Origin of the sequence: Kaistia adipata DSM 17808, assembly GCF_000423225.1 — a bacterium.
GTDB lineage: Bacteria > Pseudomonadota > Alphaproteobacteria > Rhizobiales > Kaistiaceae > Kaistia > Kaistia adipata.
In genome coordinates, this window is record NZ_KE383992.1 from 198,639 (window position 1) to 215,103 (window position 16,465).

At 67.6% G+C, this 16,465-nt stretch carries 14 protein-coding genes; 9 read left to right on the top strand and 5 right to left on the bottom strand.

Annotation, left to right across the window (positions count from 1 at the left end; translation table 11 throughout):
- Window positions 1-8: 8 nt before the first annotated feature.
- Window positions 9-764 (bottom strand): 3-deoxy-manno-octulosonate cytidylyltransferase, encoded by a 756-nt coding sequence (locus G539_RS0121150; protein ID WP_029076975.1) that lies wholly within the window; start codon window positions 762-764, stop codon window positions 9-11.
- A gap of 183 nt (window positions 765-947) precedes the next feature.
- Here G539_RS0121150 and G539_RS0121155 point away from each other — a divergent pair, with 183 nt between their 5' ends.
- The 7 genes from G539_RS0121155 (at window position 948) to G539_RS0121185 (ending at window position 10,526) form a co-directional block, all read left to right on the top strand.
- Entirely contained in the window at window positions 948-1,700 is a 753-nt protein-coding gene (locus tag G539_RS0121155; protein ID WP_029076976.1) for a c-type cytochrome, read from the top strand.
- Between the two features lie 148 nt (window positions 1,701-1,848).
- Window positions 1,849-3,732 (top strand): extracellular solute-binding protein, encoded by a 1,884-nt coding sequence (locus G539_RS0121160; RefSeq protein ID WP_084640160.1) that lies wholly within the window; start codon window positions 1,849-1,851, stop codon window positions 3,730-3,732.
- Window positions 3,729-5,642: an extracellular solute-binding protein gene (locus tag G539_RS0121165; RefSeq protein WP_342665081.1), complete on the top strand. Its 1,914-nt coding sequence runs from the start codon at window positions 3,729-3,731 to the stop codon at window positions 5,640-5,642. Before G539_RS0121160 ends, G539_RS0121165 begins: the two co-directional genes overlap by 4 nt.
- Window positions 5,643-5,650: 8 nt before the next feature.
- The gene (locus G539_RS0121170) at window positions 5,651-6,763 is read left to right on the top strand and encodes a microcin C ABC transporter permease YejB (RefSeq protein WP_029076979.1); all 1,113 of its coding nucleotides are present in this window, start codon (window positions 5,651-5,653) and stop codon (window positions 6,761-6,763) included.
- Window positions 6,756-7,904, top strand: a complete 1,149-nt coding sequence (locus G539_RS0121175; RefSeq protein WP_029076980.1) for an ABC transporter permease — start codon at window positions 6,756-6,758, stop codon at window positions 7,902-7,904. Before G539_RS0121170 ends, G539_RS0121175 begins: the two co-directional genes overlap by 8 nt.
- 1 nt (window position 7,905) lies before the next feature.
- Window positions 7,906-9,570, top strand: coding sequence for an ABC transporter ATP-binding protein (locus tag G539_RS0121180; RefSeq protein ID WP_084640162.1), 1,665 nt, complete (start codon window positions 7,906-7,908; stop codon window positions 9,568-9,570).
- Window positions 9,567-10,526 (top strand): 2-hydroxyacid dehydrogenase, encoded by a 960-nt coding sequence (locus tag G539_RS0121185; RefSeq protein WP_029076982.1) that lies wholly within the window; start codon window positions 9,567-9,569, stop codon window positions 10,524-10,526. Before G539_RS0121180 ends, G539_RS0121185 begins: the two co-directional genes overlap by 4 nt.
- Before the next feature lie 3 nt (window positions 10,527-10,529).
- Here the strand turns inward: G539_RS0121185 and G539_RS0121190 are convergent, their stop codons facing one another.
- The 4 genes from G539_RS0121190 to G539_RS0121205 form a co-directional block, all read right to left on the bottom strand.
- Window positions 10,530-10,718: a hypothetical protein gene (locus G539_RS0121190; RefSeq protein WP_156912091.1), complete on the bottom strand. Its 189-nt coding sequence runs from the start codon at window positions 10,716-10,718 to the stop codon at window positions 10,530-10,532.
- A 156-nt stretch (window positions 10,719-10,874) separates the two neighbouring features.
- Complete coding sequence (locus tag G539_RS0121195) at window positions 10,875-11,738, bottom strand: C40 family peptidase (RefSeq protein WP_029076984.1); 864 nt, start codon at window positions 11,736-11,738, stop codon at window positions 10,875-10,877.
- On the bottom strand, window positions 11,735-12,085 hold the full coding sequence (locus tag G539_RS0121200) for a MarR family winged helix-turn-helix transcriptional regulator (RefSeq protein WP_029076985.1): 351 nt from the start codon (window positions 12,083-12,085) through the stop codon (window positions 11,735-11,737). Before G539_RS0121200 ends, G539_RS0121195 begins: the two co-directional genes overlap by 4 nt.
- A gap of 88 nt (window positions 12,086-12,173) precedes the next feature.
- The gene (locus G539_RS0121205) at window positions 12,174-13,559 is read right to left on the bottom strand and encodes a leucyl aminopeptidase family protein (RefSeq protein ID WP_084640216.1); all 1,386 of its coding nucleotides are present in this window, start codon (window positions 13,557-13,559) and stop codon (window positions 12,174-12,176) included.
- A 187-nt stretch (window positions 13,560-13,746) separates the two neighbouring features.
- Here G539_RS0121205 and G539_RS25720 point away from each other — a divergent pair, with 187 nt between their 5' ends.
- Together G539_RS25720 and osmF are read left to right on the top strand one after the other, a co-directional pair.
- Window positions 13,747-15,315, top strand: coding sequence for an aromatic amino acid lyase (locus G539_RS25720; RefSeq protein ID WP_051231884.1), 1,569 nt, complete (start codon window positions 13,747-13,749; stop codon window positions 15,313-15,315).
- A 60-nt stretch (window positions 15,316-15,375) separates the two neighbouring features.
- On the top strand, window positions 15,376-16,287 hold the full coding sequence (gene osmF, locus G539_RS0121220; protein ID WP_029076987.1) for a glycine betaine ABC transporter substrate-binding protein OsmF: 912 nt from the start codon (window positions 15,376-15,378) through the stop codon (window positions 16,285-16,287).
- Window positions 16,288-16,465 lie beyond the last annotated feature (178 nt).

Sequence of the window (16,465 nt, forward strand, 5' to 3'; positions counted from 1 at the left end):
GCCGCCGGTCAGCCGGCGTGACGCGGGGCGGCGAGCAGACTGCGCGCCCTTTCAAGGTCGGCGGGAGTATCGACACCGAGCGGCACGGCGTCAACGAGCGCGACGTCGATTCGCATGCCGGCTTCCAGCGCGCGCAACTGCTCGAGCTTCTCGCGCTGCTCCAGGGCCGAGGGCGGCAGGGCGACATAGCGGTCGAGAGCGGCGCGGCGATAGGCGTAGAGCCCGATATGGTGCAGCAGCGGCCCTGGTCCCCAGGGCGCGGTGGCGCGGGTGAAATAGAGGGCGCGCAGCCGGTCCGCCGCGAGCGGCGTGCCGACCACCTTGACGACGTTCTCGTTGGTGCGGTCCTCGTCGCGATCGATCACCGCCGCGATGGTCGCGATGTCGACGGCGGGATCGGCGAGCGGCGCGAAGCAGGCGGCGACCGAGGCCGGCTCGATCGTCGGCAGGTCGCCCTGCACGTTGACGATGACGTCGTAGCGGCCGGCCGAATCGAGCAGCCGCACCGCCTCGTGGATGCGCGACGAGCCATTGGCATGGTCGGCGCGCGTCATCACCGCCTCGCCGCCGGCGCCGCGAACGGCCTCCGCGATGGCGGCATCATCCGTCGCCACAACCACCGGTCCGATCCGCGCCTCGGTCGCGCGCCGCCAGACATGCACGATCATCGGCACGCCGTTGATGCCAGCAAGCGGCTTGCCCGGCAGCCGCGTCGCGGCCATGCGGGCGGGGATAAGGACGAGGGCCTCGGCGGCAGAACTCATCGGATTTTCCTTGATTTCACCACCATGACGACATGACGGTGTCAAAACGTCTCAATCAGCAGACGTTCATACGTATTGCGCCCCACACTGGAAAGCTTGTAGTTTCCGCGCCACATGAGGGGGGCATGGCGCCGCGGGGCAGCCGGTCCCATAGCCTAATTGAATCGCCTGGGGCCAAGACCGATGGATTCATTCGAACTTAACAAGATTCTCGGCGCGGTCTTGTTCACGCTCCTGGTCGTGATGTCGCTGAGCATCTTCGCCGGCGAGATCTATGCTCCGGCGGTGCCGGAGAAGCCGGGCTTCATCATCGAGGTGGCCGAGGCGCCGGCCGGTGGCGAAGGCGGTGCCGCCGCCGCCGCGGAGACGCCGATCGCCGTCCTGCTCGCCAGCGCCAAGGTCGATGCCGGCGAGGCCGTCGCCAAGAAGTGCGCCGCCTGCCACAATTTCGTCGAGGGCGCCGGCTCGAAGGTCGGTCCGGACCTCTACAACATCATCGACCGTCCGATCGGCTCGGCCGAAGGCTTCAAGTATTCCGGCGTGATGCAGACCGCGCATGCCGACGGCAAGAAGTGGACCTACGAGCACCTCTACACCTTCCTGAAGAACCCGAAGACCGACATGCCGGGCACGGCCATGGGCTTCGCCGGTATCTCGAAGTCCGAGGATCGCGCCAACCTGATCGCCTATCTGCGCACGCTGTCGCACAGCCCGGTTCCGCTGCCCGCACCGGAGGCCGCCGCGCCCGCCGAGGCCGCACCCGCCGCCGGCGAGGCCCCCGCCGCTCCGGCTGCCGAGGCAGCTCCGGCTCCCGCAGCACCCGAGGCGGCTCCGGCGCCCGCCGCGACCGAGGCCGCTCCCGCTGCCCCCGAGGCGCCCGCCGCTCCGGCGACGCCGGCTCCGGAAGCCCCGGCCCAGCAGCCCGCTACGCCCTGAGCCGCGCAAAACTGCGACAATTCAGAAAGGCCGGAGATCATTCTCCGGCCTTTTTTCGTTGCGATGTCGGTTGCCGCGGATCACGCGGGAGTTGCCCTGCGTGCAATCCGCCTTAGTAATGTGAATTCCCAGCCGGAGAATCGCGTCCATGAAGCTCGCCGCCGCCGCCCTGCTCAGCCTGTCGCTCGCGCTCGCCGCCGCGACCGACGCGATGGCGAGCGAGCCGACGACGGCCCCCGACGCGGCACCGTGGCGGCACGCCACCTCGCTGATCGGCGAGCCGAAATACCCGGACGGCTTCAAGCACTACGACTATGTGAACCCCGATGCGCCGAAGGGCGGCACGCTGAACAGCGCCGCCGTCGGCACCTTCGACAGCCTCAATCCCTATATCGTGCAGGGCACCCCGGCCTCGGGCTTCGCGGCATTCGGCGGCGGCCTGCTCTACGGCACGCTGATGGAGCAGGCGACGGAGCAGGCCGGCACGAATTACGGCCTCATCGCCGAGGCGATCAGCTATCCGGAGGACTTCGCCTGGGTGAAGTTCCGGCTGAACCCCGCCGCGCGCTGGCATGACGGCAAGCCGATCACGCCGGAGGATGTGCTCTGGTCGTTCGAGACGCTGAAGGCGCAGAGCCCGATGTACAACAAGTACTACGCCAACGTCGCCAAGGCCGAGGCGACGGGCGAGCGCGAGGTGACCTTCACCTTCGACAAGCCGGGCAATCGCGAACTGCCGAACATCATGGGCGACCTCGCCGTGCTGCCGAAGCACTGGTGGGAAGGCACCGATGCGAGCGGCAAGAAGCGCGACATCTCGAAATCGACGCTCGAGATTCCGCTCGGCTCCGGTCCCTACAAGGTCGAATCGATCAGCCCCGGCCGCCAGATCATCTGGTCACGCGTGCCCGACTATTGGGCCAAGGACCTGCCGACCCAGGTCGGCCGGCACAATTTCGATCGCATCAAGGTCGACTACTACCGCGATCCGAACTCGGCCTGGGAAGCCTTCAAGAAGGGCGGCCTCGACGACTACCGGCTGGAGAACCGCATCGGCCGCTGGATGACGGAGTATGATTTCGACGCCGTGAAGAGCGGCAAGGTCATCCAGCACTCCTTCCCCTATGCCGCCGCCGGCCGCATGCAGGGCTATGTGCTCAACCAGCGCCGCGACAAGTTCAGGGATCCGCGCGTCCGCGAGGCGCTGAACTATGTCTTCGACTTCGAGACGATGAACCGCACGCTGTTCTTCGACAAGTACAAGCGCATCCAGAGCTACTACGCCGGCATCGACCTCGCCTCCAGCGGCCTGCCCGAGGGCAAGGAACTGGAAATCCTCGAGACCGTGCGCGACCAGGTGCCGCCCGAGGTGTTCACCGAGGAATTCAAGCTGCCCGTCAACGGCAACCCGCAGGCGTTCCGCGACAACCTCCGCAAGGCGCTGGCGCTGATGCAGGAAGCCGGATGGGAGCTGAAGGGCAACAAGCTGGTGAACGCCAAGACCGGCGAGCCCTTCACCATGGAGTTCCTGGAGAGCGACCCCTCCTTCGAGCGCGTCGTCGCCCCCTATATCCAGAACCTGAAGCGCATCGGCATCGACGCGCGACTGCGTGTCGTCGATACGGCGCAATATGTGGCGCGCGTGAACGATTTCGACTTCGACGTCGTCTCGACGGTGATCGCCCAGTCGCAGTCGCCCGGCAACGAGCAGCGCGAGATGTGGGGATCGGCCGCGGCCGACACGCCCGGCAGCCGCAACCTGATGGGCATCAAGAATCCGGCCGTCGACACGCTGATCGACCGCGTGGTGTTCGCTGGGGATCGCGAGGAACTGGTCGCCGCTACCCACGCGCTCGACCGGGTACTGCTGTGGAACTACTACGTCGTGCCGCAATGGTTCAGCGACACGATCAACGTCGCCTACTGGAACAAGTTCGGCATTCCCGAGAAGCAGCCCGAATATGTCGGCATCGACACCGAATCCTGGTGGGTCGAACCGGCGAAGGAAAAGGCCCTGGGGGCCAAGCCTTGAGCGGCGCGGCTACCCGCTCGCCCCATTGCCTGGTCCTGACGCGTCGCGCCCTGATGAAGGGTGCGGCGGCGGGTGCGATGCTGCCGCTGGTCGGGACGGGTCCTTCAGCGATGGCTGCCGAAGAGACCGGCGGCGACGAGCCGCGCCATGGGCTCTCGGTGTTCGGCGACCTCAAATACGGTCCGGATTTCAAGCATTTCGCCTATCTGAACCCGGCCGCGCCGAAGGGCGGCAGCTTCGTCTTCTCGGCACCAAGCTGGTACTACAACCAGAACGCCTACACCTTCAACACGCTGAACGGGTTCACCTTCCGCGGCGACGCGCCGCCGCGCATCGAGCTGACTTTCAGCACGCTGATGACAGGCGCGGCGGACGAGCCGGATTCGGTCTACGGCCTCGTCGCCGAAACCGTCACCGTGTCGGAAGACGGCAACCGCTATCGCTTCCAGCTCCGGCCTTCGGCGCTCTTCCACGACGGCTCGCAACTCACCGCCGAGGACGTCGTCTTCTCCTTCGAGACCCTGAAGGAAAAGGGCCATCCGGACATCTCGCAGCCGCTGCGGGACATGACCTCCGTCGTCGCGGACGGGCCGCACGCCGTCACCGTGACCTATTCCGGCAAGCAGAACCGCAAGGTGCCGCTCCTCGTGGCCGCGTCGCTGCCGATCTTCTCCAAGGCCTATTACGCCGGCCGCGATTTCGAAGCCTCGACGCTCGAACCACCGCTCGGCTCCGGCCCCTACAAGGTCGGCCACGTCAACGCCGGCCGTTCGATCGAATATGAGCGCGTCGAGGACTACTGGGCCAAGGACCTGCCGGTCGCGGTCGGCACCGCCAATTTCGACCGCATCCGCGTCGAGTTCTACCAGGACGACGACGTGCAGTTTCAGGCCTTCGCCAAGGGCGAGCTCACCTTCCGCGAGGAAGTCTCCTCCAAGATGTGGGCGACGGCCTACGACTTCCCCGCCGCGCGCGACGGCCGGGTGATCAAGCCCTCCTTCGCGGCCGAGCGGCGGCCGGACATGTATGGCTGGTTCTTCAACCTGCGCCGCGCCAAGTTCGCCGATCCGCGCACCCGCCAGGCGATCGGCATGGCGCTCGACTATCCCTGGACCAACAAGAACCTGTTCTTCGGCCTCTATGTGCGCGCGACCTCGTTCTTCCAGTTCTCCGATTTCGCCGCGAGTGGCCTTCCCGCCGCCGACGAGCTGGCGCTGCTCGAGCCCTATCGCGACCAGCTTCCCGCAGAGGCGTTCGGCGAAGCGGTGATGCCGCCGGAGGCCGATGGCAGCGGTCGCGACCGCAAGCTGCTGCGCCAGGCGACGACGCTGCTCGCCGAAGCGGGCTGGCAGCGCCAGGGCAACGACCTGGTCAATGCGGGCGGCGAGCGGCTGACGATCGAGTTCCTGATCCAGTCGCAGGCCTTCGAGCGCGTGCTGTCGCCGCTGATCGCCAATCTGAAGGCGATCGGCATCAACGCCTCGATGCGGCTGGTCGACGCCGCGCAGTACCAGAGCCGCAAGAACGACTTCGACTACGACATCATGGCCTCGCGCATCATGTTCGACGCGACGCCGCTCGACGGCATCGAGCAGATCTTCGGCTCGGCCGCGGCCGATATTCCGAGCGGCTCCAACCTCGCCGGCCTGAAGAACCCCGTCGTCGACGCGCTGATCGCCAGGGCCGCCAATGTGCAGAGCCGGGCCGAGCTGGTCACGGTCATGCGCAGCCTCGACCGCGTGCTCCGATCCCTTCATATCTGGTTTCCGGCCTGGCTTTCCGAGGCGCACCGCGTCGCGGTCTGGGACAAGTTCGGCTGGCCGGAGACCAAACCTGACTACGGCTTCGCGCCGGAAATGACCTGGTGGCAGGACGCCGCGCGCGCCGCCGCCATCGGCAAGGCCGGCTAGGGAAAGAGATGGCAGCCTATATCCTCCGACGCATCCTGCTGATGATCCCGACGATCTTCGGCATCATGGCGATCAGCTTCATCATCGTGCAGTTCGCGCCCGGCGGGCCCGTCGAGCGCGTCATCGCCCAGTTGCAGGGCAACGACGTCTCCGCGACCAGCCGCATCGGCGGCGGTGGCGGCGCCGATGCCGGCATGGGCGGCACCGACCGAACACTCGGAAGTGCTCCGGTCTCGTCGAAATATCGCGGCGCGCAGGGGCTCGACCCGGAGTTCATCGCCAAGCTCGAAAAGCAGTTCGGCTTCGACAAGCCGCCGCTCGAGCGCTTCGGCCTGATGCTCTGGAACTACATGCGCTTCGATTTCGGCCAGAGCTATTTCCGCGACATCAGCGTCATCGAGCTGATCAAGGAGAAGATGCCGGTCTCGATCTCGCTCGGGCTCTGGATGACGCTGATCTCCTACGGAATCTCGATTCCGCTCGGCGTCGCCAAGGCCGTGCGCGACGGCGCCCGCTTCGACATCTGGACTTCGGCGGTAATCGTGGTCGGCTACGCGATCCCCGGCTTCCTGTTCGCCATCCTGCTGGTCGTCCTGTTCGCCGGCGGCAGCTTCTTCGACTGGTTCCCCTTGCGCGGGCTGACCTCCGACAATTTCTCCAGCCTGTCGCTCGGCGGCAAGATCGTCGACTATTTCTGGCACATCGCTCTGCCGATCACCGCCATGTCACTCTCGGCCTTCGCGACGACGACGCTTCTGACCAAGAACTCGTTCCTCGACGAGATCCGCAAGCAATACGTCGTCACGGCGAGGGCGAAGGGCCTGTCGGAGCGCAAGGTGCTCTATGGCCACGTGTTCCGCAACGCGATGCTGATCGTCATCGCCGGCTTCCCCGGCGCCTTCATCTCGGCCTTCTTCGCCGGCTCGCTGTTGATCGAAACGATCTTCTCGCTCGACGGGCTCGGCCTGCTCGGCTTCGAATCCGTCGTCGGCCGCGACTATCCGGTCGTGTTCGCGACGCTGTTCATCTTCTCGCTGATGGGCCTCGTGATCGGCCTGCTCTCCGACCTGACCTACACCTGGATCGATCCGCGCATCGATTTCGAACGGCGGGATGTCTGACGTGACCGATATCGCAGCCCACGCCCCCACCGTCGAGCCGCGCCGCCCCTGGCTCTCGCCGCTGAACCTGCGCCGCTGGCGAAATTTCCGCGCCCACAAGCGCGGTTACTGGTCGCTCTGGATCTTCCTGGCGCTGTTCGCCCTGACGCTCGGCTCCAACTTCATCGCCAATGACCGGCCGCTGGTCGCCTCCTACAAGGGCGAATTGCTGCTGCCGGTCTTCAACGACTATCCGGAAGAGAAGTTCGGCGGCTTCCTCGCGACCACCAATTTCCGCGACCCCTTCATCCAGGAAGAGATCAACGCCAATGGCTGGATGATCTGGCCGCCGATCCGCTACTCGTTCGATACGGTCAACAACGAGATGGCGACGCCGGCGCCGGCGCCGCCTTGGTGGATGATCCCGAAGGAGGAGCGCTGCCGCGCCTATCCGCTCGGCGACGAAGACCCGAACTGCACGCTCGGCAATTTCAACTGGATGGGCACCGACGACCAGGGCCGCGACGTGGTCGCGCGCCTGCTGTACGGCGTGCGCCTCTCGGTCCTCTTTGGCCTGGTGCTGACCATCGTCTCCTCGGCGGTCGGCATCCTCGCCGGCGCCGTTCAGGGCTATTTCGGCGGCTGGCTCGACCTGATCTTCCAGCGCTTCATCGACATCTGGACCTCGCTGCCCGAGCTCTACATCCTGCTGATCATGGCCTCGATCCTGGTGCCGAGCTTCTGGGTGCTGCTCGGCATCCTGCTGCTCTTCTCCTGGGTCCGGCTGGTCGGCCTGGTGCGCGCCGAATTCCTCAGGGCCCGAAACTTCGAATATGTGCGCGCGGCGCGGGCGCTCGGCGTCAGGAACCGCACCATCATCGTCCGCCACGTGCTGCCCAACGCCATGGTGGCGACGCTAACCTTCCTGCCCTTCATCCTGAACGGCTCGATCACGACGCTGACCTCGCTCGATTTCCTCGGCTTCGGCCTGCCGCCCGGCTCGCCGTCGCTCGGCGAACTCCTGGCGCAGGGCAAGAACAACCTCCAGGCACCCTGGCTGGGCCTGACCGGCTTCGTCGTCATCTCGGTGATCCTGAGCCTGCTCGTCTTCATCGGCGAGGCGGTGCGCGACGCCTTCGACCCCAGAAAGACGTTCGGCTGACATGACGGACCAGACTGAGACCATGACCGCCGAACCGACCGCGAAGCCGCTGCTCGCCGTCGACGACCTGTCCGTCCACTTCCTGCAGGGCGAGAACCGCACCGTCGCCGTCGACCGGATCTCGTTTTCCGTCGGGCGCGGCGAGACCGTCGCCCTCGTCGGCGAATCCGGCTCGGGCAAGTCGGTCACGGCGCTCTCCGTGCTGAAGCTCCTGCCCTACCCCTCGGCCGAGCACCCGACCGGCCGAATCCTGCTCGACGGCAAGGACCTGCTGAAGGTCAGCGACCGCGAACTGCGCAAGGTGCGCGGCAACGACGTGACGATGATCTTCCAGGAGCCGATGAGCTCGCTCAATCCGCTGCACACGATCGAGCAGCAGATCGGCGAGATCCTGAAGATCCATCGCGGCCTCTCCGGCAAGGCGGCCGAGAAGCGCATCCTCGAGCTGCTCGCCGAAGTCGGCATCCGCGACGCGGAGAAGCGCCTCACCGCCTATCCGCACCAGCTTTCCGGCGGCCAGCGCCAGCGCGTCATGATCGCCATGGCGCTCGCCAACGAGCCGGACCTCTTGATCGCCGACGAGCCGACCACGGCGCTCGATGTCACCGTGCAGGCGCAGATCCTGAAGCTCCTGAAGGAGATCCAGCAGCGCACCGGCATGGCGATGCTGTTCATCACCCACGACCTCGGCATCGTGCGCAAGATCGCCGACCGGGTCTGCGTGATGACCAAGGGCAAGATCGTCGAGCAGGGTCCGACCAAGGCCATCTTCGACCACCCGCAGCACAGCTACACCAGGCACCTGCTCGCCGCCGAGCCGAAGGGCGCGCCGCCGCCGGCCGACGAGACGGCGCCCGTCATCGTCAAGACCGAGGACCTCAAGGTCTGGTTCCCGATCAAGCGCGGGCTGATGCGCCGGACCGTCGACCACGTCAAGGCGGTGGACGGCATCGACGTCGCCGTGCGGCGCGGGCAGACGCTCGGCGTCGTCGGCGAATCCGGCTCCGGCAAGACGACGCTTGGCCTCGCCATCATGCGCCTGATCGGCTCCAAGGGAGCGATCGACTTCAAGGGCGAGCGCATCGACGGCCGCGGCTTCCAGGCGATGCGGCCGCTGCGCCGCCACATGCAGATCGTCTTCCAGGATCCGTTCGGCTCGCTGAGCCCGCGCATGTCGGTCGGCGAGATCATCGCCGAGGGCCTGCGCGTGCACGAGCCGCAGCTTTCCTTCGCCGAACGCGAGAAGCGCGTCGCGCAGGGGCTCGAGGAAGTCGGCCTCGACCCGGCGACGCGGCACCGCTATCCGCACGAATTCTCCGGCGGCCAGCGCCAGCGCATCGCGATCGCCCGCGCCATGGTGCTGCAGCCGCAATTCGTCATGCTCGACGAACCGACCTCGGCGCTCGACATGTCGGTGCAGGCGCAGGTGGTCGACCTCCTGCGCGACCTGCAGCAGCGGCACGGCCTCGCCTACCTCTTCATCAGCCACGATCTAAAGGTCGTTCGCGCGCTCGCCAACGAGGTGATCGTCATGCGCGGCGGCAAGGTGGTCGAGCGCGGCACGTCCGAAAAGATCTTCACGGCGCCGGAGACCGACTACACCCGCGCCCTCATCGCAGCCGCCTTCTCGATCGAGACGGCCCCCGAAGGTATCGTTTCGCAATGACCGACACGTCTGTTCTGCCTGGCGTCCTGATTGCTTCCGGCAATTGGGCGCCGGAGCCCTGGGCCGTGCCCTTCGCCGCGGAACCGGAGCGGCCGCTGGCGATCTGGCCCGATGTACCGGACCGCGCCGCGATCCATTATGTGCTCGCCTGGCGGCCGCCGGCGGAGGCGTTCGCGGATCTGCCGAACCTGAAGGCGGTGTTCTCGCTCGGCGCCGGCGTCGACCATGTCGTCGGCAACGCGGCGCTGCCCGACGTGCCGATCGTCCGCGTCGTCGACCCGGACCTCACCACCCGGATGACCGAATGGGTGACGCTGCAGGTGCTGCTGCATCACCGCCAGCACCTCGCCTATGCGCGCCAGCAGGCGACCCATGTCTGGCACGAACTGCGCCAGCCGGTCGCCCATGACGTGCGCGTCGGCATCATGGGTCTCGGCGAGCTCGGCCGCGACGCGGCCGAGGTGCTCGCCCGGCTCGGCTTCCAGGTTGCCGGCTGGAGCCGCTCGCCGAAGCAGATCCCGGGGATCGAGACCTTCCATGGCGAGGACGGACTCACCGCCTTCCTCGGTCGCACCGACATCCTGGTCGCCCTGGTGCCGCTGACGCCCGACACGCGGGGCATCCTGAATGCTTCCGTGTTCGATCGTCTTGCCAAGGACGGCGCGCTGGGCGGCCCGGTCGTCATCAATGCCGGGCGCGGCGGCCTGCAGGTCGACGCCGACATCCTCGCGGCGCTCGACGACGGTCGCCTGATCGGCGCCAGCCTCGACGTGTTCGATCCCGAGCCGCTTTCCGCCGACAGCCCGTTCTGGGATCATCCACGCGTCGTCGTGACGCCGCATGTCGCGGCCTCCAGCGAGGCGAGCGTGCTGGCGAACGGCATCCACCGCCAGATCCTCGCCTTCGAGGCCGGCGAGGCATTGCCCAACCTGGTCGACGTTTCCCGCGGATACTGAGCGCTATGGCGACGGCAGATACGTGACCGAGCATTCGAGATGCACGGTCGGTGGCGCATGCGCCCTAGCGGCGTCCCGCGCCTCTTCCGACGCCATCTTCAGCAGAAAGGCGAGATCATGGAACTCGCACTGCTCGGCGAGGTCGCTCAGCTGCTCTGATAGGTCTTCGATGTACCGGGCTGTTTCCTGCATTACCGCCCCCATCCTTGCCGATTTCTCCGCCGATGGGCGCGAAATTGGCTCCAATCGAACGAAGGCACTGCCTCTACGCTCCGCAGACTAGACAGGACGACGGAAGCCGACATACCCCAAATGAAGTAGACGCCCCCGGGAGGCTGGAGCGTTTCTCTAGGGCCGGCGTACGGCCGTCACGTCGAGACCCGAGCGGCCGTAGCGATCCAGGGCTTCGGAGAGGGGCTCGGAAACCACCGCCATGTGGTAGCCGCTCGCATGCAGGAGCGTCGCCGCGTCGCACAGAATGCCGACATGCCCCTTCCAGAACAGCAGGTCGCCGCGCCGGAGCTTGCCCTTGATGCCGTCTGCGACGGACGTGCCGATCGCCCGCTCCTGCTGGTCGGTATCGCGCGGAACCGGAATGCCGGCGGTCGCGAGCGAAAGCTGCACCAACCCCGAACAGTCGATGCCGAAGGCCGAGCGGCCGCCCCAGAGATAGGGCGTTTCCAGGAAGCGTTCGGCGACCGCGACGAAATCGGCCTGCGGCGGCGCATCCAGTGGCGCGACATGGCGGGCGACGACGGCGCCGCTGCGGTCCGCCAGCTGGAAATAGAGCGTTCCGCGCGTCTCGGCCTTGTCACCGAGCGCCAGTCGACTGCCGAACGACAGGGTGGCGATGGGCGGCAGCTTCATGTCGGCCGCTGGATAGACGAAGGTGCGTAGCGCCGTCACCTGGTGCATCGGCTCCCCGTCGAGCGGACCGACCGCCTCGGCCGCGACGAAGCCGACATAACCGTCCGCCTCGAGCTGCACCCAGCACCAGCCCTCGGCGGTCGCCTCGAACACGCGGACCGTCTCGCCCAGCAGCACCTCGCTGTCGATCGCCGCGTCGGCACGCGGGGCATGACGAACGGCCGCCACCGGCGCCACGATCCGCTGCCGCTCGCCGGCGACGAAGCGCGCCGCCTGTACCTGGCCCGCGAGCCGCGCATCGGCGAGGTCGGGGCGGAAGGCGTTGAGGCGTGGATCCAGCGTCACAGCGGCAGCTCCCTGTGGCGGGCGATGACGACGTCGCCCAGGCGCTCGACGGCGAGCGCGCCGGCGACGGTCCTTTGCACCACCACATTGCGGCGATCCTTGGGATCGCGGTGACGGCTGACGAGGCCGAGCCGACCCATCGTGTCGAGCGCGCGTGTGATCGCCGGCTTGGTCACGCCGAGCTTGGCGGCGAGGCCGCGCACGGTGTGCGGCGGCATTTCCAGATAGACCGTGAGCAGCACCGCCATCTGGCGCGCCGACAGGTCGTGCTCGCCGTCGCGCACGAGATCGAGCGTGACGTCATGCCAGAGGCGCAGCGCCTGGGTCGGCCGCAGTTCGGCGGGCATAAACGGTTCCTCGACCTAATCGTTTCGGAGCCGTTTTATTTAACCGCCGCGCCGAGCCCGCCGCAAGGGCCGATCGGCCGAAACGGGCTCACACCGCGCCGAATCGCTCCTGGATCAGCGCGAACAGGGCGCGGATGGTCTGCGCCTCGCCGCCTTCCGGCCGGCCCGGCTTGCCGGAGGGGTTCCAGGCATAGATGTCGCCATGGATCCAGGGGATCGATTTCGGCACGAAACGATCGAGGAACAGCGCCGCCGTGATCGAGCCCGCGAAGCCTCCGGTGCCGGCATTGTTGATGTCGGCGATCTTGGAATCGATCATCGATTCATAGGGCGCCCAGAGCGGCAGCCGCCAGAGCGGGTCGGCGCGCTCCTCGGCATGGCGGGCGAGATCGGCGGCGAGGCCCTCGTCATGGGTGAAGACGGCCGGGATCTCCGGGCCGAGCGCCACGCGGGCGGCGCCGGTCAGCGTCGCGAGATCGACGAGCAGGGCCGGATTCTCCTCCGCCGCCAGCGCCAGCGCGTCGGCGAGGATCAAGCGCCCCTCGGCATCGGTGTTGCCGATCTCGACCGTGACGCCGGCCCGCGAGCGCAGGACATCGCCCGGCCGGAAGGCAGAGCCGGCAATGGCGTTCTCGACGGTGGGCACGAGCAGGCGCAGCCGCACGGGCAGCTTCGCCTCCATGATCATGTGGGCGAGCCCCATGAGATTGGCGGCGCCGCCCATGTCCTTCTTCATCAGCAGCATGCTGCTCGAAGGCTTGATGTCGAGGCCGCCCGTATCGAAGGTGACGCCCTTGCCGACCAGCGTCACCTTGGGATGGGCGGGGTCGCCCCAGACCAGATCGACGAGGCGAGGCGCGCGATCAACGTCGGCGGCGCGGCCGACAGCATGGATCATCGGCAGGCTGGCGGAGAGGAGATCGCGCCCGACGATCTCGCTGACCGTCGCGCCGAAGCGCGCGCCGAGCGTGTGGATGGCTTCCGAGATTTCCGCCGGGCCGAGATCGTTCGCCGGCGTGTTGACGAGATCGCGCACCATGTAGATCGCCCGCGCCATGCTGCGCGCGCGCGGCGCATCGACGCCGGCCGGAACGACCAGCCTGGGAACCGGCGACGGGTTGGTCTTGTAGCGCTCGAAGCGATAATTGCCGAGCGCCCAGCCCAGCGCGCCGAGCGCGGGATCCGGCAGGTCCGTGACGAACTGGTAGTCGCCCTGCGGCAGGATCGCCGGCAACTTGCCGGTGATCAGCGCGGCGCGGCGGCCATTGGCGCGGCCAAGCCCGAACAGCACCCGGCCGATCACGCCCTTCGCGTCGGCGATGATCGTGACGGCGCCGGCGGCCGCGTCGAAGCCGGTCGAGCGCGCCCAGGCGGCCTCGGTCTCGCCGAGGGAATCGAGCAGCTTCTCCAGGCCGTCCGGATCGACGGCATTAATCGGGATGGCGACATCGGAACTGTCGATCAGGCTGTCGATCACGGTGTTGGTCCTCGGAACTCGATTCGAGTGGGTCCACGATCATGGCCCCGCGCCTCGCCGGGATCAATTCCATGGCGACCGACGTCCGGGGCGACCTCGCCCGCGCGATGGCACGCGCCTGAACGGGGATGCGATGCCACATTTTTGAGCTAAGCTGGAGCATCTACCCCAGCCCAGGGTCATCATGCCGCCTGCCGCCGAAATCCTGCCGGGAGATGCTGCCGGGTCGCAGCGCGACACGGCGGTGCTGAACGGATCCGCCCTCCGCCTGTCGACGCTGTCGCTGATCGGCCGCGGCCTGCTGCACGTCACCCCCTGCGAGGCCTGCCTCGTCCATGTCGGCGAGGCCTATGAGGCGGTACGCGGCGCCGTCGAGGGCGGCCGCCCGCTCTATGGCGTGACGACCGGCGTCGGCGCGATCAAGGACCGCGCGGTGGCGCTGGCCTCCGCTGCGGACCGCACCGACCTCGTGCGCGCGCATCATTTCGGCGTCGGCGAGCCGCTGGCGCCGGAAATCGTCCGCGCCGGCATCGCCATCCGCGTCAACACCGCGCTTTCCGGCCTGGTCGGCTGCAGTCCCGAGCTGATCCGCGCCTATGTGGCCGCGCTCGACGCCGACATCGTGCCGGTGGTCCGCCGGCTCGGCTCGATCGGCGCCGCCGATATCGGCCTGATGAGCCAGGTGGCGACGGCCCTCGCCGGCGAGGGCCAGGTCTTCCACCGCGGCGTGCTCAAGCCGGCAGAGGAAGCGCTGCGCGAGGCCGGGCTGACGCCGCATGTCTTCCGCCTCAAGGACGCGCTCTCGGCCGTCAGCACCAACGCGCTGACGGTGGCGAGCGCCGGCGCCACGCTGATCGAGGCGGCGCAGATGGTGCGCGTCGCCATGGCCACGGGATCGAGCGCGGCCGCCGCGCTGCGCGCGTCGCCGGAACCGTGGCGCGTCGCCATGAAGATCGGCTCCCCGCGCGAGGCAGCCGCCGGCACCGTGCTCACGGCCGTGGCCGAGGCCTTCCCCTGGACTCCCGCGACGCATCTGCACGACCCGCTCTCGATCCGCATGATGGCGCAGATCTTCGGCGCCTCGGCCGGCGTCGTCGCCTTCGCGGCCGCGGCGGTCGAGGCGGCAACGGCGCGGCCCGACGACAATCCGGTCGTCATCGAGGGCATCCCGATGACCTCCGGCGGCTCGCTGCCGCTCGAGCTCGCGCTCACCTTGCAATCGGTCGGGCCGGGCCTCGCCCATCTCGCCCGCAACATCTTGAACCGCATCGTGCTGATCGCCAATGGCGGCCGCGGCGTGCTGCCCACCAACCTCGTCTCGGAGGAGACCGACGCCACCGGATTCGGCCCGCTGGTGAAGCTCGCCGGCGATCTCGCCAGCCGCGTCATGGGCGAGCTCGCGCCCGTTTCCGCCATGCCGCTGCTGATCGCCGGCGGCATGGAGGACGAGGCGATGTTCGCGCCCTTGATCGTCGAACGGCTGAACCGGCAGGTCGCGGCGCTGAAGATGATGACGGCGATCGAGGCGCTGCTGGCGGCGCAGGGGCTCGACATGCAGGGGTTGAAGCCGACGGGGCTGGTCGCCATCGTGCACGCCTGCGTGCGCTCGGAAGTCACCTTCCTCGACAAGGACCGGGCGCTGTCGCTCGACATCGAAACCATCGAGCGCAACCTTTTCCAGCCGGCGCTCCTGGAAACGGTCAGGAATTTCTACGAATCCATCACCACGGACGAACTCATTTTCTCGCGTTGACGTTTGCGTCACCCTAAGAACAATCGGGACCTGAACCAGCGACTGAAGAGGAATTCAGCCATGAAAGCCTTGAAGACCATCGTGGCCGCGGCCACGATCCTCGCATCCGTCGGCGCCGCGCAGGCGGCCGATGTCGTCGTCTCCTCGAAGATCGACACCGAGGGAACGCTGCTCGGCAACGTCATCGCGCAGGTGCTCGCGGCGAACGGCATCTCCGTCGAGGACCGGATCTCGCTCGGCGGCACGCCGGTGGTGCGCAAGGCGATCACGGCCGGCGAGGTCGACATCTATCCCGAATATACCGGCAACGCCGCCTTCTTCTTCAACAAGGCCGACGATCCGCTCTGGAAGGACGCGGCCAAGGGATACGAGGAAGCGAAGAAGCTCGACTACGACGCCAACAAGATCGTCTGGCTGGCACCCTCGCCCGCCAACAACACCTGGGCGATCGCCCTGCGTGGCGAGGCGGCCGAAGCCAACAAGCTGAAATCGCTCACCGATTTCGGCAAGTGGGTGACGGATGGCGGCACGGTGAAGCTGGCCGGCTCGGCCGAGTTCGTCAACTCCGCCGCGGCGCTGCCGGCCTTCCAGACCGCCTATGGCTTCACGCTGAAGCCGGAGCAGCTGCTGGTGCTCTCGGGCGGCGACACCGCCGCGACGATCAAGGCGGCGGCGGAGCAGACCGACGGCGTCAACGCCGCCATGGTGTATGGCACGGACGGCGCGATCTCGGCCGCCGGCCTCGTCGTGCTCGACGACGACAAGGCCGTGCAGCCGGTCTATGCGCCCGCGCCGATCGTCCGCGAGGCGGTGTTGAAGAAGTTCCCCAAGATAGCCGAGGTGCTGCAGCCGGTGTTCGCTGAGCTTGATCTGAAGACGCTGCAGGACCTGAACGGCCGCATCCAGGTCGGCGGCGAGCCGGCCAAGGAGGTCGCCAAGAGCTGGCTGACCCAAAAGGGCTTCCTGAAGTAGAACGCCGCCTTCCGCCGGCCATGCTTCACGTGAAACCGGCGCGGCGGCGCAGCGTCGCCGCACCGGGTTAACGACGCAGCCATGCGTTAACCTCCCGTTAGCCAATATCACCTTGCGGCAGGGGAATTTCGTCCTAAGCTCCGAGTTCGCGCCGGACCGCCCGGATGGCGCGCCACGC

Bases quoted from the DNA above. Each gene is read 5' to 3' on its own strand.
- G539_RS0121150 (WP_029076975.1), bottom strand. From the start codon at position 764: ATGAGTTCTGCCGCCGAGGCCCTCGTCCTTATCCCCGCCCGCATGGCC.
- G539_RS0121155 (WP_029076976.1), top strand. From the start codon at position 948: ATGGATTCATTCGAACTTAACAAGATTCTCGGCGCGGTCTTGTTCACG.
- G539_RS0121160 (WP_084640160.1), top strand. From the start codon at position 1,849: ATGAAGCTCGCCGCCGCCGCCCTGCTCAGCCTGTCGCTCGCGCTCGCC.
- G539_RS0121170 (WP_029076979.1), top strand. From the start codon at position 5,651: ATGGCAGCCTATATCCTCCGACGCATCCTGCTGATGATCCCGACGATC.
- G539_RS0121175 (WP_029076980.1), top strand. From the start codon at position 6,756: ATGTCTGACGTGACCGATATCGCAGCCCACGCCCCCACCGTCGAGCCG.
- G539_RS0121180 (WP_084640162.1), top strand. From the start codon at position 7,906: ATGACGGACCAGACTGAGACCATGACCGCCGAACCGACCGCGAAGCCG.
- G539_RS0121185 (WP_029076982.1), top strand. From the start codon at position 9,567: ATGACCGACACGTCTGTTCTGCCTGGCGTCCTGATTGCTTCCGGCAAT.
- G539_RS0121190 (WP_156912091.1), bottom strand. From the start codon at position 10,718: ATGCAGGAAACAGCCCGGTACATCGAAGACCTATCAGAGCAGCTGAGC.
- G539_RS0121200 (WP_029076985.1), bottom strand. From the start codon at position 12,085: ATGCCCGCCGAACTGCGGCCGACCCAGGCGCTGCGCCTCTGGCATGAC.
- G539_RS25720 (WP_051231884.1), top strand. From the start codon at position 13,747: ATGCCGCCTGCCGCCGAAATCCTGCCGGGAGATGCTGCCGGGTCGCAG.
- osmF (WP_029076987.1), top strand. From the start codon at position 15,376: ATGAAAGCCTTGAAGACCATCGTGGCCGCGGCCACGATCCTCGCATCC.